Raw genomic sequence first — 25,390 nt, forward strand, 5'->3', positions numbered from 1 at the left:
CAATGGAAGCGGTGACTTAATCTTAAAAACTTTTGGATCGAGGCTGTTCACGATGCATAACAGTCTTGCACATTCCGGATCATTAAATACGATTCCGCCCGATAGATGACAGCAGATTCTGTTGCATTGCATTGAAGCATCGTGGCGAAGGACTTTGCCTTACAGCAGACTTCACGACGGTCGTCAGGCAAAAAAGAATCTGCGTCACCAATGCCATGGTGGCGTGGTGATTTGTTTCTTGACTCTTGGTGGTCTTGCCCTTGTGGTTTTACTGAAGCCCGGTGACTGCGGCAGGATGGCCATCCGTTGAAACGTTAAGGAGGAATCCGTGGCCAAGAAGAAAGCAGCGAAGAAAAAGGCAGCTAAGAAGAAAGCTGCTCCAAAGAAGTCAGCTAAGAAGAAGGCAGCTCCTAAGAAGTCTGCCAAAAAGAAGTCAGCCAAAAAGAAATCAGCCAAGAAGAAGGCTGCTAAAAAGAAGGCTGCTCCAAAGAAGAAAAAGGCTGCTAAAAAGAAAGCTGCCAAGAAGAAGAAGTAGGTTTCTACAACTCACTTCCAACAAACGGCTGACGGTGTCCTATCCGCCAGTCGTTTTTTTACGCGCCGACGACAATGCGCGGGCTTTGCAGGCCACGCCAAACCAGCTCAGAGCCCCCCAGACGCGACCGCCGCGTTACCGGTCGAGAAAGCCCTAAGTCGATTCCAGCAAGCGACATGCGGTCACAGAAGGCCTGCGTGACCACAAGCGACGGGCTGAGCCTTGTGAACGCCGGAAGATGCCACTATCGAGCGTCACATTTCGTCGTGGCGAGCAGCCAGATGTCGGTACCTGAGACGAAAAAAAGCCCGACGTATGATGACGTCGGGCCTTAATGTTGTCTTTCCTTTGCAGAGCAGATACGGCGTCGAATTGCCGTTCTGTGTTAGGTGCAAATCACAACGGTCGCACGCTGTTTGCTCTAAGCGTACTCGCGATTCTTGACCAAACCTGGATAAGGAATCGGGTAGGTGCCGTCGGCCTTGGGTTGCAGTGGTGATTCAGATTCCAGCGTCAGTTCTTCGATACCCGGCGCGAAGTCGTGGTCGAGCTTCATCATCTGATCAAGCTTCATCACCTGACCGGTATGGGCGGCCATGCGGCCCATGGATGTGACGATGCTGGCCATGCAGCCACGTTCGACTTCGTTGTACGCGATGTCGTTGCGAATAGCGTCGATCAGATGTTCCCATTCCGCCTGGTAAGGGTTGTGCTTTTCAGGTTGAGGGTACTCCCACGCAAGGTTCTGCTTGTCCGGGCTTTGACCGCTGTAGATGCGAGCCTTCGACGGCCAGTGCGAACTGCTGGAGATCACGGCCATGCCTTTGGTGCCGTGAGCGTAGCTGGCGAATTCCTGATGGCAGCCAGGGATTGTACGCCCGTTCACGAACAGCTTCGCACCGTCTTCGAACGTGTATTCAATCGAATAGGTGTCGAAGTTTTGGTCGATGCTGTCGCCACGATAGTGCCTTCCGCCGCTGGCCTTCGCTTCCACTGGCCACGCGTTCTTCATCCAGCAAGATTCATCAATGTTGTGAATCAGAAAGTCACTCACAGCGCCACCGCTAAGCCACAGGAAGCCATGGAAGTGCTTAATCTGGTACATCAGATCGCTGATGCCTTCCGGTTTCGGAGGTGCGGCGGCAGAACCCGTTGGACCCGCCATCCGGTAGGCTCGCATAAAGTTAATGTCGCCGATTTCGCCATCCTGAATGCGTTCCCACAGTTCGCGGCGAGCGTCGCAGTGGCGACACATCAAACCGACCGCCACCTTCAGATTCTTTTCCAGCGCCTTTTCATTAAGCGCCAGCATCTTTCGGGTAGATGGAGCGTCTGCGGTGACTGGTTTTTCCATGAAGACATTCAGCCCGCGTTCGATTGCGTAGCCGTAGTGCACCCAACGGAAAGCACAGGGCGTTGTCAGAATCACCACGTCGCCGGGCTTCAAACAGTCCATCGCCTTTTTGTAGCCGTCAAAACCGATGAACTTTTGTTCGTCAGGGACTTCCAGCTTGTCGCTGTCGGGGAATTGCTTGGCAAGGTTGCCGTGACTGTTGTTCAGGTTACTTTCGAAGACATCGGCCATCGCCACCAGCTTGATGGGACCATTATCAACAGACAAAGCGTTCGTAGCTGCTCCGGTACCGCGTCCGCCACAGCCCACCAAAGCGAGCTGCACCGTGTTTTTTTCGTCCGCATAAGCGCGAGCGGACACGGCAGTCGAAAGCAGTGAGGTCGTCGCTGCGGCGGCTCCCGTTGTCTTTAGAAAACTGCGACGCGAAGCTTCGTGAGATTGAGTAGTCATCGACAGGGTCCTTGAATAAAGGTCGGAAAGAAGAATTACGGGGTTGTTCTGTAAGGAAGGATTCTTGAGGACAGGATGTACGGTACGTTTGCCTATTCCACGACGGGATCCAGTTGTTCCGGAGCCGTCTTGTCCCACAAAGTCGCTTTCTCTTCGTCAGACGGTGCCTTCAGTGGCCTGACAATGCGAAAACCGACACTCAACGCATCAGTGTGGTACCAGATACTCTGCGGAATCTGCGGGTCCTGCTGCTTCCAGTCTTCATCAGAGCCCTCTCGAACGGCACTTCGCAGCAGGGTGGCACTGTCGTCCCATCCGCCGCCGCGGACCACGCGAGGAAACAGTTTCGACGGCACGACCAGTGGATTGCGAACGCCCGACTTGCGATTGGCATAAGTGTCAGGCACGTACTGATCCAGCGTCCATTCGGACACGTTGCCATGCATATCGTGCAGTCCCCACGCGTTTGGCTTCTTCTGACCGACTTCATGGTAACCTTCGTCACTGTTGGCTTCGTACCAGGCGTATTCGTCCAGCTTCGAAACGTCGTCACCAAACGAGTAAGCAGTGGTCGTTCCGGCGCGGCAGGCGTATTCCCATTCGGCTTCTGTGGGCAATCGGTAGTATTGACCCGTCTTGACAGACAACCATTTGCAGTACATCCTGGCGGCGTGTTGAGTCATACAGATGGCCGGATGCTTCTGCTTGCCCATGCTGAAACTCATATCCGTATAAGGTGGCGTGGGACGAGTGACCGCGTCTGCCAATTCGTCGTTGGGCGTCGCCGGAGAACCGAAGATCTTGCGGCGAGCAATGTCGATTTTCTCGCCCCAGATTTCATACTGATTCCAGGTGATTTCGCACTTGCCCATCCAGAAGGGATCGATTCGAACTTCGTGCTGAGGCCCTTCGTCCGCATTTCGACCGGCTTCGGATTCCGGACTGCCCATCTTAAAGGTGCCGCCAGGAATTGGCACCATGTCAATGGCAGCTTCCGTTTGAGCGATCGGCTGAGCGTATGGCTTCATCGCCGCTTCGGTTGTCGCTTGAGGCACCGCATTGTCTGCGGCAGTTAAGACATTATTGGAAAGAAAAGAAGCGGCAAACAGCAGTGAAACTATGGTCCAGCTCAGTCGCATGCGAAACCCTTGTCGTTCAAACGTCAGTAAACTTTTTACGGGGATCGCCAAACAAAAAACTGCGCCCCGTCCGCACCTATGATAACCATCCTGGAGCCGGAAATCCCACGACTTTCGGCGATTCGCCGCACGAATTCACGGCGCTTCGTTGAGAATTTCGCCCTCAGCTGGTTCCGTCGCTGAGCCATCCACGGTCGGCGCTGAATTCATCAGTGCCCCGGTCAGCAGCACGCCAAAGACACCGGACAGGATCAGAAAAGACATGATCGTTCCAATTCCGGCCAGCAGGCGAGACCGTTGCGGCATAAAGAGTCCAGCAACGCTTAATACGAACGCGACCAGTGTTAAGACGGCAATCGAGCAGCCAAGGATCAGCAGCCTGAGCTGAGCCAGCGTGTCTTCGTTAAACCGTTGCTGAAACGATTCGATATCGTCGGGAAGCTGTCCCACAAACCAAAGCAACAGGACCAACAGCACGGCAGACAGGCAGGCCAGAATGAATCCGATAAAGGCGACCGTGTTTGGTTTCACGGGCCGGTCTTCCGGACCAACCGTGCCCTCGGGATCGCCAGGTGCCGTCGACATCGCGCTACGCTCCGCCGGACGACATATTCAACACCAGCACAAACATCGTGACGGTGCCGACGAAGAACGAGATACACAGCCCCATGCCGGCCAGCAGCTTCGGATAACCACGCAGCGTGCCATACAAACACAGGAACAACGACACGGCCGTGGCAAGCGTGCCCAGAATCAGCAGCGACGCAACAACCCACATCTGCCAGGAATCTCCGTCAAGTTGTTGCGTCTGTCCGGTGCTGTCAAGCCACGTGGCAAACCCGATCCACGAAGCGTGGATGCACAACTGCAACAGGCTGAGCCCGAATCCAATCAGCCCCGCACGATTCCGGCCGAAGAACGCCCACAACTCGGACAGGTTCTCTGGTGGCGGCGGCGGCGGTGGTGGGGCCGCCTGGCGTGACTTTGATTTTGTTTTGCGTTTCGGAGACATCAAAAACTGGCAACCGCGATGATGCGGCCCATCGTTCGAAGGTGGTATCAGTCCAGGGCGGGAACGCCGAGGCTAGCTGGCTGGTCCGTTCCGACAGCGGCGTCGCGTACGATCGAAACGACTGAAACGTAAATCCGGAAGATTCGGAGCGGACGGACACTATGGCGATTGGTTGGCCGTCCTTCAAGCGACGTCCATTTCCCGCAAACCAGGCGCATCTGCAGCAAAATTCGACCTCGTGGGGTGGCACAGTCAAAGTCCATCGATTTGTTACGGTAGTTCTTAAATCAATCCCTTCAGAATTCCTAAAACGCACTGAGCCGGATTCCGTTTTGTTGCTTCGGTTCGGCAAAAGCGAGCATAACGTTCCTGACGTGCGTGTACGTCCACTTCGGCAGGAACCGCCGAACAGGTTCGGATTAGGGCAACTGCGAAGACTGCTCATGGCGATATCTGTAACGGGCACGATAGCCAGTGGTCGCGTTGACCGCTGAAAATCGTCACCACAAGGCACGCTGGCTGTCGGCAAATTGCCATACAGCACGTTGATGATCAGCAAGCCTGCGTGCCGTCCCGCCTGCTACGATTTCTGCCGTTCTGGTAGAAGTTTTTCTATCCGCACATTTGGAGGAATAAGTGTGAGTACCACGACCACGATTCGAAGAAATTCCAAGCAACAAGACAAGAGCTTCCGCAACTTCATGTGGATCTCAATGCTAATGTCACTGTCCGTCGTATTCTTCGGAATGCAGCTGATGATGGTCGGCCCGTTGAAGGGACGACTCGACGGAATTCACGCTCGCCTGGATTCTGCCGACCAGAACATGCAGCAACTGGTCGGCACACAGCACGGCGTTCAGCAGACCAACACGCTACTGAACTCACTGCACGAACAATCCGGCAAGCTGTCACACATGACGGCCGCCATCAGTGACATGGCCACTTTAAGAAACAAGCTGGAATCGGAAGCAGAATCAGCCACGGCCGCGCTGTCGAGTCTGGATCGTCTCTCAGCCGTACAACAGCGAGTGATCGCGTCGCGTCAGCAGACGGATTCAGCCATTGCTCAAATCGGCCAGCTTGAATCTCTTCGCGATGAAATCATCAGCGGCAGCAGCCAAACTGAAGTCGCAGACAACAGTCTGGACGGCATGATGGCTCTGCAGCAGCGAGTGATCGCCGCATCGAACGGCTATGAACAAGCCAGCAACAGCATCGCGAATCTCGCGGACCTCACACAGCGACTGGCAGCCAGCGACAAAGACCTGCAATTGGCCTCAGAAAAGTTCGACAACTTCGTCGGCCTGCAAAACCGCATGATCGCCGCTGCCGACAACTTCTCGAAAGCCAACGAAGGGTTTGCGAATGCCGTCAACACATCAGAAAATCTGGCCACATTGGCAGCAAAAATCAACAGCAGTGCCGCCGGCATCGACAAGGCAGCCGCCTCAACCGATTCGCTGGTTGCTTTGAAAGCAAAAATCATCAGCGGTGCTGAAGGCACTGAAGATGCAACTGAAACTGTGCGAACACTGGTCGCAATGAAAGACTCACTGCACGGCAACAATCTTCAACTGGATCTCGCTCAGAACAACCTGAACCACATGATGGCATTGAACGAAACGCTGGGACAGCAGACAGCACGAGTTGCCACAGCGATTCAGAATCTGGAACTGATGGACGACTTCCAGGGTGAAGTTGCCACTCACATCCGCTCACTAACCGGCCTGCGACGCACGTTGATGGAGCTGGCCATGATGGAATCTACTGTTGGTCGAGTTGCTCAGGTGATCGCTCCTCTGACGGAAATCAGTAACCTGCGACGCCTCAGCGAAAACGAAGTTCGGGAAGCTGCCCGAGTCATTCTGGATCGTCGCAACACGCGATTGTCTCAGGCAGATCATTCGAACGAAGAAATGCCTGTTACAGCTGTCGACTCTCAGGATGCAGACCACGTTCCACTGCCACCTGAAGCTCGCAACGTTCAGTAGAACTAAGATACTGACACGTCGAATAGGCAAAGCCTCTGCGGTTCGCGTTTCCTCCGACGCGAACCGCTTTTTGTTGCGCGGGTGGAATCAGCGTCTCCAGACAGAACTCCCTTGCGATTCGCGCCGAAGTGACGATGATCCTGCGAAAGCTTCTGTCCACTTCGCCGTCCGACGCAATGCCCCCAACTTCTGCACATCTTCGAAAATGGAACGCCCTCAACCGGCAGATTGTTCGCTGCGAACGTTGCCCTCGGTTGATCGCTCATTGCCGCAAAGTCGCGGAAGAAAAGCGAGCCGCCTACCGCGACGAAGATTACTGGGGCGGACCTGTGGCTAACTTCGGTGATCCCAATGCCGCTTTGTTGATCGTCGGATTAGCACCGGGAGCTCACGGAGCCAATCGCACGGGGCGACTATTCACGGGTGACCGCAGCGGCGACTGGTTGTATCGGTCGTTGCATGTCACCGGCTTCGCCAATCAGGCCGAAGCCACTTCACGCGACGACGGACTGGAACTGAAAAACTGCGTGATCACCGGAGCCTGCCACTGTGCCCCGCCCGACAACAAGCCGACGACCGACGAACTGGCCAACTGTGCCGACTGGCTGACTCAGACGTTCGACCTACTGCCCATTAAAGTCATTGTGGCGTTGGGCGGCATTGGCTGGAATTCTGTGTGGAAACACTTCCGCCAGACATCACCCGAGTCACTGCTGCCAACGCGCAAGCCGAAGTTTGGACATCGGGCGGAGGTGCAGTTAACAGAATCCATTGTGCTGCTGGGAAGCTATCACCCCAGCCAGCAAAACACCTTCACCGGCCGATTGACTCGCCGCATGTTGAATTCCGTCTTTCAACGCGCCGCCAAACTGTTGGCTAAGTAACACGAATGCCTCTGGACCTTAACGATACCATTGCCGCAATTGCTTCGCCGCCCGGACCAGCGGAACGCGGTATCGTGCGTATCAGCGGAGACGGCCTTGTGGACGTCCTTCGAAAAGTCTTCACCGACGACGACGATCTCTGGCCGAATGCTAAGCGGGCTGCTCGATTTAATGGATCACTGAACGTGCCGGCGATCGGCATTCCGCTTCCGACAGCACTCATGCTCTGGCCCACGTCGCGCAGCTATACCGGACAGCCGATGGCCGAACTGCACACGACCGGAGCGCCTCCGCTGCTGGACGCGGTGCTGGAACGAGTGCTGGAATGCGGTGCTCGCCATGCCAACCGCGGTGAGTTCACGATGCGAGCTTTTCTTGCCGGTCGCATTGATCTTGTGCAGGCGGAAGCGGTATTGGGCGTGATTGATGCTGCCGATCATTCGGAACTGCAGGCCGCATTGTCACAGCTTGGCGGCGGGATTACTCAGACGCTGGTCGTCGTGCGGAACGAAATCCTGACACTGCTCGGCGACCTCGAAGCCGGCTTGGATTTTGTGGAAGAAGACATTGAATTTATTTCCAACAAACAGATCTGCGACCGCCTGACGGAATGCCATGTTCGCCTGCAGAAGCTACTCAACGTTTCTGACGATCGCCTTCCATCCGGACTTCGCCGGCGAGTCGTTCTCGCAGGGCTGCCGAATGCGGGCAAGAGCACTCTGTTTAATCGACTGCTGGGTTCGCAACGAGCCATCGTGTCGCCCATTGCCGGAACAACGCGAGACTACCTTAGCGGGATCGTTGTCATCGGCGGGGTCGAAATCGAATTGATCGACACGGCTGGCTGGGAAGCGGCGGCCGATTTGATCATGGAGCGAGCTCAGGACCTGCGTTCTGAACAGGTCCACGGCAGCGACCTCGTCATCTGGTGCCGCGCAACTGATATGAATGATGCGGCATCGCAGGAGGACGACCGCCTGCGTAGCCAGTTGGACGATCAACACCTGCAGGTGCTGGATGTCTTCACGCGCTGTGACCTTGTTGACCAATTCAAGGGTGAAAACCACGTCAGCGCGGAAACCGGGCAGGGCATTCCCGAACTGCTTCACCAAATCGAACGAGTGCTCTCGCAGGACCGTTCGGCGAAGTCAGAACTTGTCTCGTCAACGGCCGCTCGCTGCCGCGACACGCTACGCCGCGCGATCGCGTCGATCGAAGCCGCCAGGGCTGCATCGGAACAGCAACTGGGCGATGAGATCACCGCGTTCGAACTACGAGACAGCCTGCATCAGATCGCCACAATGCTCGGCGAAGTCTACACAGACGACATCCTGGACCACATCTTCAGCAACTTCTGTATTGGCAAGTAAGAGCCGGTCCCCGGAGGTTAGCAGCGCCGAAAGGCGAACTCGTTGCAGCCGCTGCCGCCTCCAACGGTGGTCAGCTTTTCCAGCACGAAGCCTCGCTGTCGAAAGAAATCGAAGACCTCTTCCGGCTTCGCGACTTCAAACGGATAACCGCCGATCCAATCGTGCAAATCGTACCAGTAGCTCATCCCGCGCAAACTTTGCTTCTGGTAGTTGCTGATGTTTCGAAAGTAGTCGCCGGGCCGCAGCTTCAGGGTGTTCAGCAGCAGATAGCGTGCTTCTCTGGGAATCATGATGGCCGCGAAGAACGCCGGTCGCAGCCATGACGGCACAGCGTTGTAGGTCTTCTTAATGAGCCGCCACCGGCGACTCCACGCACCCTGGTCGTTGTAGATCGAAATGGCGAGTTGCCCATTGTCTTCCACCAGACCACACACGTTTTCGAATGCATTCCACATCTGCCCGGTGTGATGCAGCACTCCCCACGAATAAACGGCGTCGAACTTTCCCAGTGACGACAGGAATTCGGTGTTTAGCACGCTGCCTTCCTGAATCGTCCAGCCTTCGTCTCCTTCAAAGTAGCGTCGTTTTAATTCTGCGGTGCAGGCGACAGACTGCGGATCGAAATCGAAGGAATGAACGGTCGCACCCAGCTTGCGAGCGGCGAGGCTAAACAGGCCGCTGCCGGAACCGACATCCAAAAACCTGAGTCCGTCCAGACTGTCCCTTTGCAAAAGCGTTTGCACAGATCGCACCGCCAACGCAATTCGATCGTCGTTCAACACGGACAAAAACCGAGCCCAGTTGGCTCCGAATTCGAACCGCTGGCCGGTTGCTGTTTCAATTTGGTGAGCTGACGCCATGGCGAAGAAGTCTTGAAGCAAAGATGGCGTTTTCAGCCACGGTAGGACAATTCTGAGCAACCGAATAGAATCGGACTCTATAAGAACCTCTTGCACCGCACCAGATCATCGCTACACGGTCAAAACAGAGCTAAACAGGAATGTCCGCAGACTCTTCAACGCCATCCAGCACCAAACAGAGTTCAACCGTTTACGATTGGTTGAAGCTGATGCGACTGCCAACCGTGTTTACGGCACTTTCCAATGTGCTGTGCGGTTTTTTCATCAGCACGACTGATCGTGATCTGCCAGCACTGGCGGCTCGTCCGGAGTTCTGGCTACTGTTGCTATCCAGTGCGGGGCTGTATCTTGGCGGGATGGTGCTGAACGACGTTTTTGATGCCGAACTGGATTCACGAGAACGTCCTGAGCGGCCGATCCCTTCCGGGCGAATTTCACACAAACACGCGACGGTGTTTGGCGTGATGCTGGTCGCCACGGGATTGATCGCGGCGTTTGCAGCGGACGTTGTATCGAAGACTCAGAATACCAGCTTCCAGATCGCCAGCGTTCTGGCAGCAGCTGTCGTGCTTTACGATTCTGTCTTGAAGAGCACCATCGCTGGACCGCTGGGAATGGGGGCCTGCCGATTTCTCAACATCATGCTGGGAGCAAGCTGCTGTGGAAGCTGGGATGACGTGTGGTCGACGCCTCAGCTTGCCGTCGCCACTGCTCTGGCGGTCTACGTGATCGGCGTCACATGGTTTGCTCGCAACGAAGCGGGCAACTCTTCACGCAGCGGATTGATGGCCGGACTTAGCGTCGTGATCGTCGGCCTGTGCATTGACGGTTGGGTGGCGTTACAGGACCTTCAGCCGCAGTCGCCTGCAACCGGGGCCTTGATTGCTCTGGGGCTGATTGGAGCGAACGTGATTTTTCGAGCCGCCAAAGCCATCTCGGCCAATCAACCGGTGCTATTGCAGAAGACCGTTGGCTTCATGCTGCTGCACATCATCTTTCTGGACGCCACGATGACCTTCTGCATGACTGGCAGCGGCCGCATGGCCGCTGCCGTCGTGGTATTAGTGATTCCAGCGACGCTGATGAAGCGGGTCATCCCAATGTCATAGCGCCGCTCGCGTTCACTCGGATGGCGAGTCCGCTTCTGCTGGCGGGGTCGTCGTTGCGTCTGCACCGGCACCTGCCGTCGCCTTCTTTGCCGGAGCACCATGCGGTGTGTTCTTGGCAACAAAGACAACTCCGACAAACACCAACGCCATTCCCACCCACAGCATACTACTGACCTCAAGGTTGGGGTTCGAACGCAGTTTCAGGTAGGAAACAATGGCGTTTACAGTGACGGCTCCACCAAACACGATCGGCATCACCAAAGCCGTGTTCCCCTTGCTTGAAATCACCGCGTTGGTCAAAAAGAAGGCCCCTGCCGCGCCCAATGACCCCGCGATGAATCCCCAGTCGCGTGCTGGAGAATATGCTCCGCCGAAATCGAAGGAATCCCCTTTTATCTTCATCGCGATCAGCCCACCAATAATGGCAATCACCAGATAAGCCACTCCGATAAACACATATGGCTTGAAGGGACTCCAAGGCGGCGTGTCTGGCGTGCTGCGAGCGTTCCCAAGTGCAGGCCCGTACGTTCCCCAGCACAGTGCTGTGCCAACGGCGAACAGGATCGGGATCATCAAACTACTCTTCATGAGATTCTTCTCTATTTGACTGTCGTGGTGGGAAACTTCTCGCAAACCGGCATTCTAAGAACCATCGAGGTGTGGTCTATGAACCGGGCGGCGCGAGAAGCGCGTCTTTTCAAAATAGCCGCGCCTCCGGGAGGCTCGGCGGCGGCTTCAGATCTGCGTATCTGCCAGAAACTGCTGCGACGCCGTCAACAATTCTTCCAACGCGTCTTCAAAGACGTAGTGTCCGGCGTCGGCGATCGGATGCCGGACGGCCTTCGGAAACCGTTCACAGAACTCGTTGTAAAAGTGAGGCGTGAAGCACCAGTCCTGCATTCCCCACACCAAAAGCATCGGATGGTCCAAAAACTGAGCCAGGCCGTCCTCAACGGCTTCCAGTGTGGCGTAACTGCGATGCGACGGCCGCAATGGAATATCATGAACGAACTCTTTCACCGCCACGCGGTTCGCCCAGTTGTCGTACGGAGCGATCAGTCCAGCCTTCGCAGCCGCGGTCAGCGGTTTTTCACTCGCCATTTTCAACGCCGCCAGCGAAAACAGATTCAAGCCTCGCATGCCCAGTGAACCCAACAGCGGAATGCGGCAGGCCGCGATACGAAGCGGAATTCGAGTGCTGCGAAACGCGCCCGTGTTCATCAGTACGAAACGTCGAAAGCGTTCGGGCAGCCGACCGGCGCAGCCCATCCCGATGGCTCCACCCCAGTCATGAGCGAACAGTGTGATATCGCTGAGCTCCAGACATTCCACAAGCGACACGAGTCGTTGAATATGTTGGTCCAGCGTGTAGACATCTTCCTGCGGCTTTGCAGAAAAACCGCACCCCAGATGGTCGATCACGATGACTCGATATTCGCTGCTAAGCCGTTTCACCAAGCCCCGCCAGGCGAAACTCCAAGTGGGATTGCCATGCACCATCAGCAGCACCGGGCCTGTGCCTTCGTCGACGTAGTGCAGCACGCGGCCTTCGGTTTCAATCCAGTGAGATTCAAACGGGTATTCGTCTTCGAATCCCGTTCGAGCGGCCGCTCGTCGGCGCAAGGTTTCAGGGACTTCGTCAGCGTGAAGAATTCGGTCAGCAGTCAAGACATTCGCTTTCGGGCAGGATGTGTGGGCCGCAGTTTAGCGAAGCCGACCGTCGTCAGCGAGGACACCGACGTTCGATAATTCGTCAACCATCGCCGCCGTTGTGATGTCTTTATCATATTTCAGATCGATCAGGTTGCGGCCGCCCTGAGAACGCCGCAGGGCCGTTTCAATCGCCTGCCGCGAACCATCGCCGTATTCCTGCCGCCAATGGCTGATGGCAATATCAGCGGAATCGCAGGGGGAACAGGATTCTGTGTCCGTTAATCGTTCTGCCAAGGCGCCCGCGAACAGCACGTCTTCGCCGGAAATCTGTCCGTTCGTGCCCGCGCACACAATGTGGATCGGGCGGCTGTCGGCCAGAATTCTGTCCGCGACCGCAGAAAGATTCACAAACGAGCCGATCATCACGACATCGGCCTGGTTGGCTCGCAGCAACGCCATTGTCCCGTTGGTCGTGGTGAAACCGATCAGCCTGCCTTCCACGATAGAACGAACGTAATCGTCCGGCGAATTGCTCAGATCGAATCCTTCGATTTTCAAACCGCCACGTTCGCCGCCGAGCAGGCAGTGGCCCTGTTCCGCCGATGCACGCACCTGCTGCGCGGTTTCTACCGTTTCGCACGGGACAACTGCCGCCGCTCCGTTGGCCAGGGCAAAGCTAATGGTGGTGGACGCTCGCAGAACATCCACAATCACTGCGACGCCCCCGGCGATCTCGGCAGGTTCGAACAGCTTCGGCAGCAAATGGACACGCAAAGAACGTTTCGGCATCAGAAGGATTCCCGCTATTCCTTTGACTTGGCTTGTTGGTAAGCGTCTTCCATTTGCGCCAGCGATGCGTCTTCCATCGTCACATCCTGCTGCTTCATGGCCGCTTCGATCGCCTTGAATCGCCGACTGAATTTCGCGTTACTCTTTCGCAACGCTTCCTCCGGGTTGATGCCCCACCGTCGCGCAATATTGCCGACCACAAACAGCACGTCGCCCAGTTCACTTTCGACCCGCTGCTTCAACCCAGGATCGTCGATCGGTTCATCAGGAATCCGTTCGGCAGTGATCCCGGCAGGCACATGAGGAATCTGGCCGTCGTGAAATAACTCTTCGGCCAGCTCTGTGATTTCTTCGTTCAGTTTGTCGAAGAGCATGCGACGGTCAGGAAAATCGTAGCCCACCGATGCTGCTCGAGCCGCAATGCGGTAGGTTCTGGCAAGTTGAGGCAGGTCTTTGGGAATGCCGTCTAACTTTGACGTCCGTTCACTTTTTTCCGCGTTCTTGGCGGCATGCCAGTGCTTCTTCACGTCATCGGTGGTGGCTGCAGTTTCATCGCCGAACACATGAGGGTGCCGGCGGACCATTTTGTCGGCAATCTGACGAACAACATCCACCAGTTCGAATCGCCCTTCGTCGGACGAAATCTGCGAATCCAGAATCACCTGCAGCAGCACGTCGCCCAGTTCTTCCTGAATTGCTGAGTTATCATCGCTGTCGATCGCTTCCAGCAGTTCGTAAGTTTCTTCCAGCGTGTATGGCTTGATGGAAGCCAATGTCTGCTGCCGATCCCACGGACAACCATCCGGCGAGCGCAACTTCGCGATGACTTCGCACAGCCGCTGGAATTCGGGCAACAGTTGAGCGAAATCCGGAGGGCGTCCGAAGTCTGCTGTGAGATCGGCCGCATCCGCGGGTGTAGATTGTTGTGACATAGTGACCTTAGAGCAGTTTCCCTTTTAATGTGGACGGTTCAGGCTCGTGGGAAACAGACTTCATCGTCCGAAACGCTTGTCCGCGGCCACAAGTCAATGAGATTCGCTGTAGCCAGAGTTGGAGAATTCGAGCGTGGCTACGGCACTTTCGCCGTCAGCTTCTCAGCCGCAGAAACCACGCCAGCCTGTCGGTCAGCGTCGGCCTTGTTCAACGCCTGCAGATACGCAGCCGTGGCGGCTTCGATGATATCGGTACTGACGCCCTTGCCCAGGTAAGGACGGCCCAGCACGTTGATGGTGACTCGCACTTCACCCAACGCATCCTTGCCTTCCGACACGCTACGCACCTGAAAATCTTCCAGCCGCGCGGTGATTTCGATAATGCGTTCCAACGCTCGGAACACGGCATCAATCGGCCCGTCGCCTGTGGCTGCATCGCACAGCACGGGCTGATCTTCGCACTGCAGTTCCAGTGTCGCCGTGGGAACAGCCGCCGAACCAGCAGACGTGTGAAAGCTAATCAGCTTCCAGCGAACCGGCGCGTCGGTCATGCGATTATCGATCAGAGCGATGATGTCGGAATCGTAAATTTCCTTCTTCTTGTCGGCCAGAGCGATAAAGTCGTCGAAGGTCTTCTGGAACGTCTGGTCGTCCAGTTCAAAGCCCAGTTCCTTCACGCGATCTCGAAACGCATGCCGGCCGCTGTGCTTGCCCAACACCAGGTTTTCACCAGCGTAGCCCACGTCTTCAGCTCGCATGATTTCATACGTGGTCCGTTCCTGCAGCACGCCGTGCTGATGAATGCCGGCTTCGTGAGCGAACGCGTTCCGCCCGACGATCGCCTTGTTCCGTTGAACCTTCATGCCCGTGATGGATGACACCAACTGGCTGGTCGGAAACAGCCGCTCCGTTTTGATGTTGGTGTGCACGTTGTAAAAGTCGGCTCGCGTCCGCAGCGCCATCACAACTTCTTCCAGAGCCGCGTTGCCCGCTCGTTCACCCAGTCCGTTTATCGTGCATTCGACCTGACGAGCTCCCGCTTCGATCGCGGACAGGCTGTTGGCCACCGCCAGGCCCAGGTCGTTGTGACAGTGCGTGCTGATGATCGCTTTGTCGATATTCGACACGTTGTCCTTCAGATACGAAATCACTTTGAAGTAGTGATTAGGAGTCGCGTAGCCGACGGTATCTGGAATGTTGACGGTGGTCGCTCCGGCCGCGATCGTTTTTTCCACCACTTCACACAGAAAGTCCAGCTCAGTACGAGCCGCGTCTTCCGGAGAGAACTCAACGTCATCACAGAATTCTTTGGCATCCGCGACGGACGAAATCGCTCGTTCAATGATCTGTTGTTTATCCATCTTCAACTTGTGTTCACGATGGATCGCGCTGGTCGCCAGAAAAACGTGGATGCGTCGTTTTTCGGCATTCGCCAGAGCCGCTTTCGCCTTCGCGATGTCATCTTCACGACTGCGAGCCAGCGCGCAGATTGTGGAGCGGTCGCTGAAACGTTCGGCAATCATTTGCACGGCTTCGAAGTCGCCGGGTGAGGCGATCGGAAACCCGGCTTCGATAACATCGACGTTCAGGTCGACGAGTGCGCGAGCGACTTCCAGCTTCTCTTTGGTGTTCATGCTGCAGCCGGGCGATTGCTCGCCGTCACGCAGAGTGGTGTCAAAAATGATGATCTGTTCGCTGGACATGAGGAAACTCCTGAGGACGAATTCGCCCGTCAAAAAACTGTCGTAGTGGGACTCGTCAGACTTCCCGAAGAATGATCGCGATTGAAGGAATCCTGGCGAACTCCACCACAGATGAAGTCCACAAAAAAACCCTGAGGTAAGACCTCAGGGCGATGAAAATTCAGCATGGCTGCAAACGTACCTGAGGCGGGCTTCACAATGGAAGTAGAAGGAGGCTCAGTTCTGTTCGCAGGTTGTTCATGAGCGGCAATGTACCCGTCGGGATTGTGATGGTCAACCCCCTGAACGGCCGGAATTGGACCAGGGGCATTTTCGGTGTCAATACCGAGACACCGTGAAAACCGGGAGGTTCGTAATCTGCAACGGATTCTGGCGGCCCGGTCCGAATCTCGTCTAGGTCGCGATGGCCGGTCAAAAGTACAATCTAAGCATCTGGCCCGCCGTCCTTAAGAATTCATGGATGAATTCCGGTCATGGTCAGCACACCAGTTCCACAGGAGACCTGCCATGGATCGCGTTGTCATTTTGGGGGCCGATTCGCCAGCCGGTGAAGCCCTCGTCAATCAACTGGCGGACAAATTTCATGTGACCGGATTGTGGTTCAAACAGCCCGTCAACCGAACCGACATTGCTACCAGCCGAATCGATCAGGCACGGCTGGATAAGGAAATCCAGCTGGCCGACACAGTGTATTTTTGCGGCGGTGCCTCCCGCTCGTCTTGGGATGCAGGTTTCGGTAACTTTACAGCAGAAGAACAGTGGCTCGCGGCGTGCGTCGACCGATCTGCCGAAGCGGGCGCCGGCCTGATTTACGTGTCCAGCGACGCAGCGTTCAACGGGCCGTGGGTTTTCCACGACGACGACGCAGCCTGCGATCTGTCATGTGAATTGGGCGCGAAGCTGCATGAGATGGAAGAACTGGTAGCCAGCCACCCGGACCATTTGATCATTCGCACCAACGTTGTTGGCATGACGATCGGGCGAGGTCACTTTGTGGATGACGTTCTAAGCGGCCTTCAGAACGGGCAAGTCAGACGCATTCCAGCTGACACTTTCAGCACACCGATTTCGGAGGAAGGATTCGCGTTAGCCGCCGCCGAATGTGGCATGGCCGAAACGGCGGGCGTCATTAACGTCGGCGGCGCCGAACGCACAACTCCATTCCGTTTTGCATCGTTGCTGGCAAGACAACTTGGGCATGACGCAGACCTGCTGGCCCCCGCTATTGCGAACGGTCCTACCAGCGAACGGTCACTACGCTGTAGTCGATTGCGCTGTGAACTGAACATTGCCGCTCCGCTGCTAAGCGAAACTATCGAACAGGTCTGCGCTGGTATTGTTGAGCGAACATTCCATGCGGCCGCTGCTTAGAGCAGTTTACGTTTTGTTGTGGACGTGCGGGCTCGTGGTAAACGACCCTCATCGTCCGAAACGCCTGTTCCGCGACCACAAGTCAGCAATGTTCGCTGTAGCCACCACGACTACTACTCGTTGCCGACTTAACAAATAAGAAGCCCGGCTTTATCGAAAGCCGGGCTTCTGAACGAGTCTCAAGATCGCTGCGTTTCAGACTAATTGGCAGCAGCCTGAGTGATCTGCAATTGTGGCCGCAGCTGGTCTTTTCGTGCGTCGACCAGGGCTTGAGCTTTTTGCAGCTCTGCTTCAGCGGCTGTCAGCTTTGCCTGAGCTGCAGTCGCCTGTTCCTGAATCGGAGCGACTTCAGCCGTCAGCTTGGTTTGCATTTCCATCTGTGCAGCCATCTCTTTTTGAACAGCCGCGATTTGAGTGGTCATCGTGGCCATTTCGGCTTTGGCCGCTGCCATCTTCGCAGTGACGTCTGCCAGTTGCGTTTTCAGATTGGCTAAATCAGCCACCTTGGCGGCAGCCGATTTTTCCAGTGCGGCGGCTGAGTTCTTGACGTCTGCATCGGCGGGCAACATGCCTGAAACGGCTTTCACCTGCTCAACAGCGGCCTTCAGAATTGGCAACGCCTGTTCGTGCTGGCCGACCGACTGAGTGACGATGGCAATCGTCTTTTCAGACGCTACGACTTCCGCGGTCAGGGCTGCGACTTTTTGCTGCGATTCAGCAATGGCCTGAGCTTTCGCTTTCACATCTGCGTCTGCCTTCGCGACCAATGCCTGCTTTTCTTCCAACATCGCCTTTGCTTCCAGCGACGCTAACTCGACCTGCTCTTTTGCGGCTCGCTTTTCTCGCAACAGCTTCAATTCGTCCCGCAAAGCGATGTACTGCTGCCAGCGTTGCACGTCGGCTGTGGCTTTATTGATGGTATCCTGTGCGGAATTCACTACGGACTGAGCAGCCGCAAGTTTATCGTCGAACGGTTTCAATGCGGCGACCTGCTTGTCGACGTTCGCTTGCTGAGCTTCTACCTGTTTGGTTGAGGCAGCGACTTGCTCCGTTGTGGCCGCGATCGCTTTCGTGATAATTGCCACTTCGGCGGTCACTTTCTCAGCGGCAGCCGTCGTTTGTTCCAGCTCTGCTGTTCGCTGGGTAACCTGAGCCTGCAGTTCGGCCACAGCTTTCTTTAGCTCAGCATCGTCCTGCATCATGCCGGAAACGGTCGCCGCTTTTTCGGCAGCATTCTTTAGCTGAGGAACAGCCTTCTGCAGGGCAGCCAGGCGAGCTTGCGTTTCCGTTTGTGTTTTCTGACTCGCAGCCAGTTGTGCCTGCGAAGCCTTTAAAGCCGCCTGCTGGTCGGCGACGGTCTTTACTGCCACCGCATGAGCCTGCTTGGCTTTTTCGATAGTGGCAACATGAGCCGCTTTGGCAGCCGAGGCGGCGTCGAAGGCCGTTCGAGCTTCCGCCAGCTTGGCCGTCAGCGGTGCAATCTGACCTTCGGCCTGCTGAAGACGAACTTCCAGCGTCGGCGGATTTGTCGTGAGGTTTCCGACTCGCTTACCGTCCGCCGCCGTCCAGACTCGAACTTCGCCCGTCCAGTCGCCAGCGATCACACGATCAGTCTCGTCGCAATGAGACACCTGAACCGCAAGGTCAGAAAACGCTTCATACGCCAACAGCTGCTTACCGTTCTGGTCCCAGATCTTGGCGACTTTGTCGCGGCCGGATGAGACCACTCGACCATCACGACAGAATTCGACAGACAGCGTTCCGCCGCCGTGGCCGTTCCAGGACTTGATATTCTTGCCCTGTTCCATCTCCCACAGCTTGATGGTGACGTCTTCACTGGCGGAAGCCAGCACGTTACTGTCGATGCGCCATGAGACCGCATTGATGGCACCCTTGTGACCAGTCAGTGTCAAATATTCGCGACCGGTGAAGGATTCCCAAACATGCAACCCGCCGGCTCGATCCGCCGTTGCCAGCAATACGCTGTCCGGGCTGAATTCCAGACCATAGATCCAGTCCGTGTGTTTTGTAATTTCGTAAGCGAGCTCATTTGTCGCTGTATTATAGACTCGGACAACTTTTCCCGGGCCGCCCAACGCAATCAGTGACTGGTCTGCGCTGATGTCGGCGGCAAGAACTTCGTCCAGTTCGTCGCCAACCTGCATGATGCGTTCGCCCGTGCGAATGTCCCACACAACGGCAAGGCCTTTTGATGCTCCATGCCCACCGCCAGCCAGCAACAAGGCTCCGTTACGGCTGAACTTCAAAACTCGCGCCTGACCTTCCGGGAATGGCAGCACGCCCAGCGGCTGCAACGTTTCGCTGCTGTACAGAACGACCTGCTTTTGACCGGCGACGGCGACTAACTTTGCCCACGGGCTGGTCGCGATGGCAGACACGGCTGTGGTGGCAGAAGTATGAACGACAGGTTCCAACCCTAACACGTCGGGCAATGGGGCCGGGCCTTCCGGGCGAGCACCTGCTGAAACGTTAACACTAAGATTGACCTTTGGCTTCTTTGGCAGCATCACTTTGCTGGAAGACGTTTCGGGCGCACCTGCTTCGATCCACTTGCGGACCGTTTGGATCATGTCGTCCGCGATCTTGTCAGAATTCGGCGGCATGTAAGGTTCGCTGTCATGGTTGATCACCATAAACAGGTAGCTGTCGTCGGGAGCCCCCGGTTCGATCACTGCACCGCTGCCGCCACCCTGCATCATGGCCGTGTAGTTCGACAGGTCCAAGTCGGCCGTCATCTTGTTCGTGTTGTGACACGAAAAACACTTCGTCCGGAAGATCGGTTTGATGTGATCTTCGAAATTGATTTTCTCATCCGCACCAAAGGCGGTTGTCACCGTCAGGCTGAAGATCAAGGCAAAGATTGGGGCTTTGGAAAAGCTCATAAATGGCTCCGTAAGGCACAGGGCGCGGCGGGATATTTTGCGAGGCAGAATATTGATGCGCGGCGGGGATTTCCACAAAACACCGCAGCTGACCTGCGGCGTTAAATTTCCTTAGAGGTTCGTACTCTATTTGATCGGACGTCCTTCACTGATCGAACAAGTCTGCGTCTGTTGCCCGGAATGACACTTACATTCCATCCAGACGAAATCGTGAGTACAGATCAATGATTGAACAAAAATTCACGTGAATTCAGCAACGACCAGAAGATATCCTCCAGCGGCTGCTGAGGATTTTCGTCTTCGGCGGTCACCGCCAGCAGCTTCGCCATCTCCGCTTCGGTCGGCTTGCGAGTAAAGCATCGCAGGTACAACTCGGTGATGACTTCAGCAGGCGTCTTGCCTTCTTTCAGCATGGCGGGAATCAGGCCGCCCTGCTGAATTTTGCTATTCACGGTTGTGCCGTTCATCAAGTGCAGAGCCTGTGACAGGTTGGGCTCCATTTGCACTTCGCATGAACAAACGCTTTCGCGTTTGGCACGCCCGAAAGTCGTGAGGAAGTACGTCGACGTATTTCCATCCGCGATGTGGACGGCTCGAGCACCGACGGGCAGACCAGCGAACTTGTCGACAGTCGACGTCACCTGAGTGATACAGTCCAGCATCACTTCAGCTCGCAAACGGCGAAGTTCGGCGTGAGCAAAATTCGTGTGGTCCGTTTCGTTGGACGGATTCGTCTGAGTTGACAACTGGTAAGTGCGCGACGTACAGATGTCTCGAACAAGACGACGGAAATCGTAGTTGTAATCAGTGAACCGTTTGCCTAGTTCCGCCAGCAATTCGGCATTCACCGGCGGGTTGCTGACTCGCACATCATCCACCTGATCGATGATCCCCTTGCCGAAGAAGTGCGCCCAGACAATGTTGGCCAGGTTTGTGGCGAAGTAAGGGTTGTCCGGTGACGCGAGCCATTCTGCAAGAACTTCTCGCCGATCGCGGCCCTTCAAATCCGGTGTTTCGCCGCCCAGAAACTTGGGAGCCATATTGCGTCCGCCAACGGGATGCTTCACTTCACCGCGGCCGCTGTTAAAGATGATCTGTTCGCGCGGGTCCTCGGCACGTTTGCGGCCGATTTGCGAAAAGAAGGCAGCGAAACCGTAGTAGTCATCCATCGTCCATCGGTCGAACGGATGATTGTGGCACTGAGTACACTGGATTCTCATGCCCATGAACACCTGAGCCGCGTTTTCGGCGACCTTCAGCGTTTCGGTTTCGGTTTGATAATAGTTGGTGGCCGGGTCACTGAACGTGCCGCCCTTCGAGGCCAGCAATTCACGCACCATCACATCAGTCGGTGTGTTGCTCGCGATTTTTTCCTTCAACCAGTTGAAGTACCTCAGCATCGGCTTCTTGGCAACACGGTTTGTAATGGTGCGAACCTGCAGTAGTTCAGCCCATTTCATCACCCAGATGTCGACAAACTCTTTTCGCTGCAGCAACTGATCCACAACCTTTTCGCGTTTCTGCGGGTCGGTGTCAGCGAGGAACTGTTCGTGTTCTTCTGCAGAAGGCAGAGTGCCCGTGATATCAATAAAGACGCGTCGCAAGAACTGGGGATCACTGCAGACTTCAGACGGCGTGATTCGCAGCTTACGCAGCTTGTTATGAACCAGCGTGTCGATGTAGTTGAACTCTGGTGTCTTCGGATCTTCGTACTTCAGGCCTTTCGGAAGCACGATAAAGTTAGAGCCAACCGTGTGCGTGTCAAAGCGTGCCATGATGAACGCTTCGCCGCGTTCTCGACCGGTCACGATGCCTTCCTGAGTGATCTCGGCCGCGGTTTCGTTGTTGGAACTGAAGTAGGCCAGCGAGGTCACGTCGCGGTCTGTGCCGTCCGAATATTTGGCTCGAACAGTCAGACGCTGCGTTTCGCCGTCACCGTCGAGGACCGCGGTTTTGGGGAAGAGTTCCACTTCGACAACTTTGGGAACTTCGGCCGGCTTTGGATCATCCGGCGCGCCTTCTTTCAGCCAGCGAACCAGCGTGTTGTACTTTTCACCGCCGACATCGAATCGTTTGCCGCCAGTATGAGGTACCAGGCCCGCCGCCTTTTCGACCAGCAGACTTTCTTCCGGCAACGCGAGGTTGATGCGTCGGCCGGGGATTTCGCGAGTGATGCGATGATGGTCGCCCGCCGGATCGAAGCCAAACAACGAAAGTGCAAAGCCGTCTTTGCCTCGTGCCGCGCCGTGGCAACTGCCGTTGTTGCAACTGGTCTTCATAAAGACCGGCATGACGTCCAGACGAAAACTGAGCGGGGGGTTGACTGTGGAGTTCGCGACTTTCACGGGAACGTCCACAGCATGACCGGCATAGCTGACAGCCACTTTTGTGACACCGTCGGCCACTGGGTGAAACGTCTGCCCATCCTGTTTAATGAATGCCGGGTTCTCAACAACCAGCGTCGCCTTATCTGTGACGTCGAAGGTCAGGCCGTTTGGCATGACCGCCTGGACCAGCAGCGACTGACGATCGCGGGCCGACGACAGGTCAATGTCTGTGGGACTCACGATGATGGATGCTGGCTTCGGTGCTTCATCGGCCGAGGCCGGGGCCACGACGACAGCGAACATCAGGGGTGTTAAGAACAGTCGAAGTGTCTTCATGATGGTAACTCGACAACGTGAAATAAGTGCTGTCGACGCATCCAAATCGATGCGCCGGGTGGGGTGGGTTTGTGGGGAGGGGTTTAAGGAGTGCCAGCCGCCTGCTTGGCTTCCAGTCGGAGTTTCTCGAGTCGCGTCAGTCGCTTTTCAGCGGGAGGCTTGGGAGCTTCCGGCTTCGGCTTCGCAACTTCTTTTTTGGGCGCCGCTACGACAGGTTTGGGCAGCGGCTTGTCAACTCGAAGTTCTGTACCGCCCACGCGAGCATGGGTGATCGGTTCGTTATTTTCTGTCACAACCACGCTGCAGAAGATATTCTTGTGATTGCCGGCCGGGCTGTCCGGTGCCGTCTTCACGTGGAAGATCAGCTCTTTGGTATCCTTTGTCACTTGCAGCGGTTCGGCCGTGATCTTGTGAGGAAGGCCGAGCAGTTGGACGGTCGCTGGAGCGGCAAGGTCTTTAAGAATCGAGACCTCAGCAACAATCTCCGTTTCCTGTCCAAGCTCAACAGTGGCTCGCTGCAGCGCGAGATTCAGATACGGTTCCGCGATTTCCAAAGTCGCCATCTGCGATGCCGCAAAAGCGTTGCCACCAACGTTGGCATAGGCCAGAGCGTACACAGGCCACTTGCCGATTGCAGCGTTCGCGTTGGCACTTAGCGGATACAGCACTTCGTTTTTGCCCTTGGGCATCTTAACTGAAGTTGTTGCTCCCAGGCCTGGCGGTCGAAACGGAAACTGAACGACAATCTCTTCGTCCCAGCCTTCTTTCTTTGTCGCGACAACCTTTAACTGCATCGAACCGTTACGCACGATCGGCACTTTCGGTTGCACAATTTCAATCGTATACGGCAGCTCATCCACCACAACCACGGGCAGACGGTTAACGTCTTTCCAGGCGTAAAGTGACTGGCCTGGTTGAGCAATCACGAAGTCCGCTCGGTTTTCGAAGCCACCGCTGATGTTCTTGCTTTCGTCGTTCAGTCGAGCTCGAAAGTCGACCAACGCGCCGCCCAATGGGGCGTCGGCTGCGGCTTCGAACATGACTGGCATGGTGTTCAGGTTCGACGGCATGGGCGATGCCACCATGTTGATACCGGCGGGCAGCTCCAAATCTTCCAGCACCAGCTCACCGCCAAAGTTAGCTCGACTGGCCGATATGATCGTGCCGAAGCGGTTGCCCTTCGCCACATAAATCCGCTGCCGATCCTGCGAATACCTGCGGACTCGAGGAATCCCCAGAGTCAACTTTGGTTCTACCGGTTGAAACTCGACTCGGTAAACAAAGTCGGCACCACCACGGTTAAGATGGTCCATGATGCGGACGGCGTACTCTCCGTCTTCGGGAACAGCAAACCGGATGTAACTGTCAGGGCCACGTGAATCGTCGTTGCCACTCAACGCCTTGCCATCTTTCACTCGAAAAATGTGCATCACTGGGTCGATCCCCGTGCGGATGCGGCGGCCATAACATTCGACTTCGTACGTCTGCCCCTTCTTCGCCGTAAATTTGTAGTAGTCGTGGTCACCTTCCTTGTCCAGGACGCCGTTGAACGTCGACGGGAAAACGACGACCGCAGCCTCATTCAGACTGTTGTTGGGTTCGGTTTCGAACGCGTCCGGATCAGGTGATACGCGGACGGTGTGTCCAGATGGGCTAATGCCACGATCGTCCTGAGCGAAAATCTGCATTTCGGTAGTGCCATCGGCAGGCAGCTTGACCTTCTGCTTGATGGGACCTTCAGCATCGCCGATGAACGTAAATTCAACTTCTTCACCGGCTTGGCCGCCGGCGGGAAAAACAGCGACAGGTCGTGGAAACTGGCCAACGTGCAGTCGGTAGCGGCAATTACCATTTCCGCCATAACCGCTCTCACGCATTTCGATCGTGTACTGACCATCTTCCGGCACGATGATGGATGTGACCGCGTCCTGTCGCACCAGTGGCGAATCGTCCACAGCCGACAGTTCGAACCGTTCTTTGTCCAGAATTGCGATGTAAGGATCGAACAACGTTTGACCGAATCGCATGCCTTCGACTTCGACCGATAGTCGCTGTCCTTTTTTGGCTTCAACGACAAAATAGTCGACGTCTTCATTTTGGATGACGCCTTCGACTGTAACGCCCTGCTCAATCGCCTGCGGTTCGCTGAATTCTGTGTTGGGTTCTTTCTCTGCAACTGCTGGCAGAGCTCCCACAAAGAACGTGCGGTAGTCGGACACGCCCGTCTTTGTTCGAACCTGAGCCGTCTTTTCGCCGAGCTCCACGTCCGGAGCCACCTTCACGGTTGCGCGAACGATGTTAGCGTTCTTGGCATCGGGCTCGATCTTTACGACTTCGAAACCCGGTTCATAGAACAGAATCTCTTCCGCGTCCTGCAGGCGAGCACCAGAAAACGTGAGCACGTGTTCCGCCCCACGCTGCACTCCACGCGGCGTGATAACAGTTAACGCGGGATCAGAAGCAACAGCCGAAACGGCGCTACACAGCAACAAAGCGTTCAACACATGAAAACGCATCTCAATTCCCCCCAAAGGAATGATGTCTGGCGTGTCAGGGCGAGACCGAAAGACTTCCAGCCCTCTTCCACCGAACGCACTGGCGGGTCGATGTGGAAGAACGCTGCGGGTTCACAATTGTCACCCGCAGCGTTGAAGTTCGTATTAATTTCGAAT

Annotated in this window: 19 protein-coding genes; 6 read left to right on the forward strand and 13 right to left on the reverse strand. The window is 55.8% G+C overall.

Features of this window, described 5'->3' with window-relative positions:
- Positions 1 to 328 precede the first annotated feature (328 nt).
- On the forward strand, positions 329 to 535 hold the full coding sequence (locus Fuma_RS18030) for a hypothetical protein (protein WP_077025352.1): 207 nt from the start codon (positions 329 to 331) through the stop codon (positions 533 to 535).
- Between the two features lie 421 nt (positions 536 to 956).
- Here the strand turns inward: Fuma_RS18030 and Fuma_RS18035 are convergent, their stop codons facing one another.
- The 4 genes from Fuma_RS18035 to Fuma_RS18050 all read right to left on the reverse strand — a co-directional run bounded on the left by Fuma_RS18035 (position 957) and on the right by Fuma_RS18050 (position 4,490).
- Positions 957 to 2,339 (reverse strand): Gfo/Idh/MocA family protein, encoded by a 1,383-nt coding sequence (locus tag Fuma_RS18035; protein ID WP_077025353.1) that lies wholly within the window; start codon positions 2,337 to 2,339, stop codon positions 957 to 959.
- Between the two features lie 92 nt (positions 2,340 to 2,431).
- Positions 2,432 to 3,478, reverse strand: coding sequence for a formylglycine-generating enzyme family protein (locus tag Fuma_RS18040; protein WP_077025354.1), 1,047 nt, complete (start codon positions 3,476 to 3,478; stop codon positions 2,432 to 2,434).
- Between the two features lie 135 nt (positions 3,479 to 3,613).
- Positions 3,614 to 4,063, reverse strand: coding sequence for a hypothetical protein (locus Fuma_RS18045; RefSeq protein ID WP_077025355.1), 450 nt, complete (start codon positions 4,061 to 4,063; stop codon positions 3,614 to 3,616).
- A 4-nt stretch (positions 4,064 to 4,067) separates the two neighbouring features.
- Positions 4,068 to 4,490, reverse strand: a complete 423-nt coding sequence (locus Fuma_RS18050; RefSeq protein ID WP_077025356.1) for a hypothetical protein — start codon at positions 4,488 to 4,490, stop codon at positions 4,068 to 4,070.
- Between the two features lie 638 nt (positions 4,491 to 5,128).
- Between Fuma_RS18050 and Fuma_RS18060 the strand changes: the two genes are divergently transcribed.
- From Fuma_RS18060 to Fuma_RS18070, 3 genes are all read left to right on the forward strand, one after another.
- A complete protein-coding gene (locus Fuma_RS18060) occupies positions 5,129 to 6,481 on the forward strand; it encodes a hypothetical protein (protein ID WP_145944240.1) in 1,353 nt (450 codons plus the stop codon).
- Between the two features lie 176 nt (positions 6,482 to 6,657).
- Positions 6,658 to 7,365 (forward strand): uracil-DNA glycosylase, encoded by a 708-nt coding sequence (locus Fuma_RS18065; protein ID WP_077028392.1) that lies wholly within the window; start codon positions 6,658 to 6,660, stop codon positions 7,363 to 7,365.
- A 5-nt stretch (positions 7,366 to 7,370) separates the two neighbouring features.
- Positions 7,371 to 8,735 carry a tRNA modification GTPase gene (locus Fuma_RS18070; RefSeq protein WP_077025359.1) on the forward strand — a complete coding sequence of 455 codons (1,365 nt, stop codon included), beginning with the start codon at positions 7,371 to 7,373 and terminating at the stop codon, positions 8,733 to 8,735.
- A 17-nt stretch (positions 8,736 to 8,752) separates the two neighbouring features.
- Here Fuma_RS18070 and Fuma_RS18075 read toward each other — a convergent pair whose 3' ends face one another.
- On the reverse strand, positions 8,753 to 9,595 hold the full coding sequence (locus Fuma_RS18075) for a class I SAM-dependent methyltransferase (RefSeq protein WP_077025360.1): 843 nt from the start codon (positions 9,593 to 9,595) through the stop codon (positions 8,753 to 8,755).
- Between the two features lie 140 nt (positions 9,596 to 9,735).
- Here Fuma_RS18075 and Fuma_RS18080 point away from each other — a divergent pair, with 140 nt between their 5' ends.
- The gene (locus Fuma_RS18080) at positions 9,736 to 10,704 is read left to right on the forward strand and encodes a UbiA family prenyltransferase (RefSeq protein ID WP_077025361.1); all 969 of its coding nucleotides are present in this window, start codon (positions 9,736 to 9,738) and stop codon (positions 10,702 to 10,704) included.
- A 12-nt stretch (positions 10,705 to 10,716) separates the two neighbouring features.
- On the opposite strand, the gene Fuma_RS18085 is transcribed toward Fuma_RS18080, so the two are convergent.
- From Fuma_RS18085 to Fuma_RS18105, 5 genes are all read right to left on the reverse strand, one after another.
- Positions 10,717 to 11,292, reverse strand: a complete 576-nt coding sequence (locus Fuma_RS18085) for a hypothetical protein (RefSeq protein WP_077025362.1) — start codon at positions 11,290 to 11,292, stop codon at positions 10,717 to 10,719.
- A gap of 147 nt (positions 11,293 to 11,439) precedes the next feature.
- Entirely contained in the window at positions 11,440 to 12,372 is a 933-nt protein-coding gene (locus Fuma_RS18090; RefSeq protein WP_229360684.1) for an alpha/beta fold hydrolase, read from the reverse strand.
- A gap of 36 nt (positions 12,373 to 12,408) precedes the next feature.
- Positions 12,409 to 13,146: a 2-phosphosulfolactate phosphatase gene (locus Fuma_RS18095; RefSeq protein WP_077025363.1), complete on the reverse strand. Its 738-nt coding sequence runs from the start codon at positions 13,144 to 13,146 to the stop codon at positions 12,409 to 12,411.
- 14 nt (positions 13,147 to 13,160) lie between these two features.
- Positions 13,161 to 14,078, reverse strand: a complete 918-nt coding sequence (mazG, locus tag Fuma_RS18100) for a nucleoside triphosphate pyrophosphohydrolase (protein ID WP_077025364.1) — start codon at positions 14,076 to 14,078, stop codon at positions 13,161 to 13,163.
- 137 nt (positions 14,079 to 14,215) lie between these two features.
- Positions 14,216 to 15,781, reverse strand: coding sequence for a 2-isopropylmalate synthase (locus tag Fuma_RS18105; protein ID WP_077025365.1), 1,566 nt, complete (start codon positions 15,779 to 15,781; stop codon positions 14,216 to 14,218).
- Between the two features lie 507 nt (positions 15,782 to 16,288).
- Between Fuma_RS18105 and Fuma_RS18110 the strand changes: the two genes are divergently transcribed.
- Complete coding sequence (locus Fuma_RS18110; RefSeq protein WP_077025366.1) at positions 16,289 to 17,152, forward strand: sugar nucleotide-binding protein; 864 nt, start codon at positions 16,289 to 16,291, stop codon at positions 17,150 to 17,152.
- 200 nt (positions 17,153 to 17,352) lie between these two features.
- Here Fuma_RS18110 and Fuma_RS18115 read toward each other — a convergent pair whose 3' ends face one another.
- From Fuma_RS18115 to Fuma_RS18125, 3 genes are all read right to left on the reverse strand, one after another.
- Positions 17,353 to 20,055: a c-type cytochrome domain-containing protein gene (locus Fuma_RS18115; protein ID WP_077025367.1), complete on the reverse strand. Its 2,703-nt coding sequence runs from the start codon at positions 20,053 to 20,055 to the stop codon at positions 17,353 to 17,355.
- Between the two features lie 221 nt (positions 20,056 to 20,276).
- Positions 20,277 to 22,718 (reverse strand): DUF1549 domain-containing protein, encoded by a 2,442-nt coding sequence (locus Fuma_RS18120; RefSeq protein WP_077025368.1) that lies wholly within the window; start codon positions 22,716 to 22,718, stop codon positions 20,277 to 20,279.
- Positions 22,719 to 22,801: 83 nt separating this feature from the next.
- Positions 22,802 to 25,234 carry a PPC domain-containing protein gene (locus tag Fuma_RS18125; protein WP_077025369.1) on the reverse strand — a complete coding sequence of 811 codons (2,433 nt, stop codon included), beginning with the start codon at positions 25,232 to 25,234 and terminating at the stop codon, positions 22,802 to 22,804.
- Positions 25,235 to 25,390: the final 156 nt, after the last annotated feature.

The sequence above is a fragment of the Fuerstiella marisgermanici genome, from assembly GCF_001983935.1.
In the GTDB taxonomy this organism is placed as follows: Bacteria; Planctomycetota; Planctomycetia; order Planctomycetales; family Planctomycetaceae; genus Fuerstiella; species Fuerstiella marisgermanici.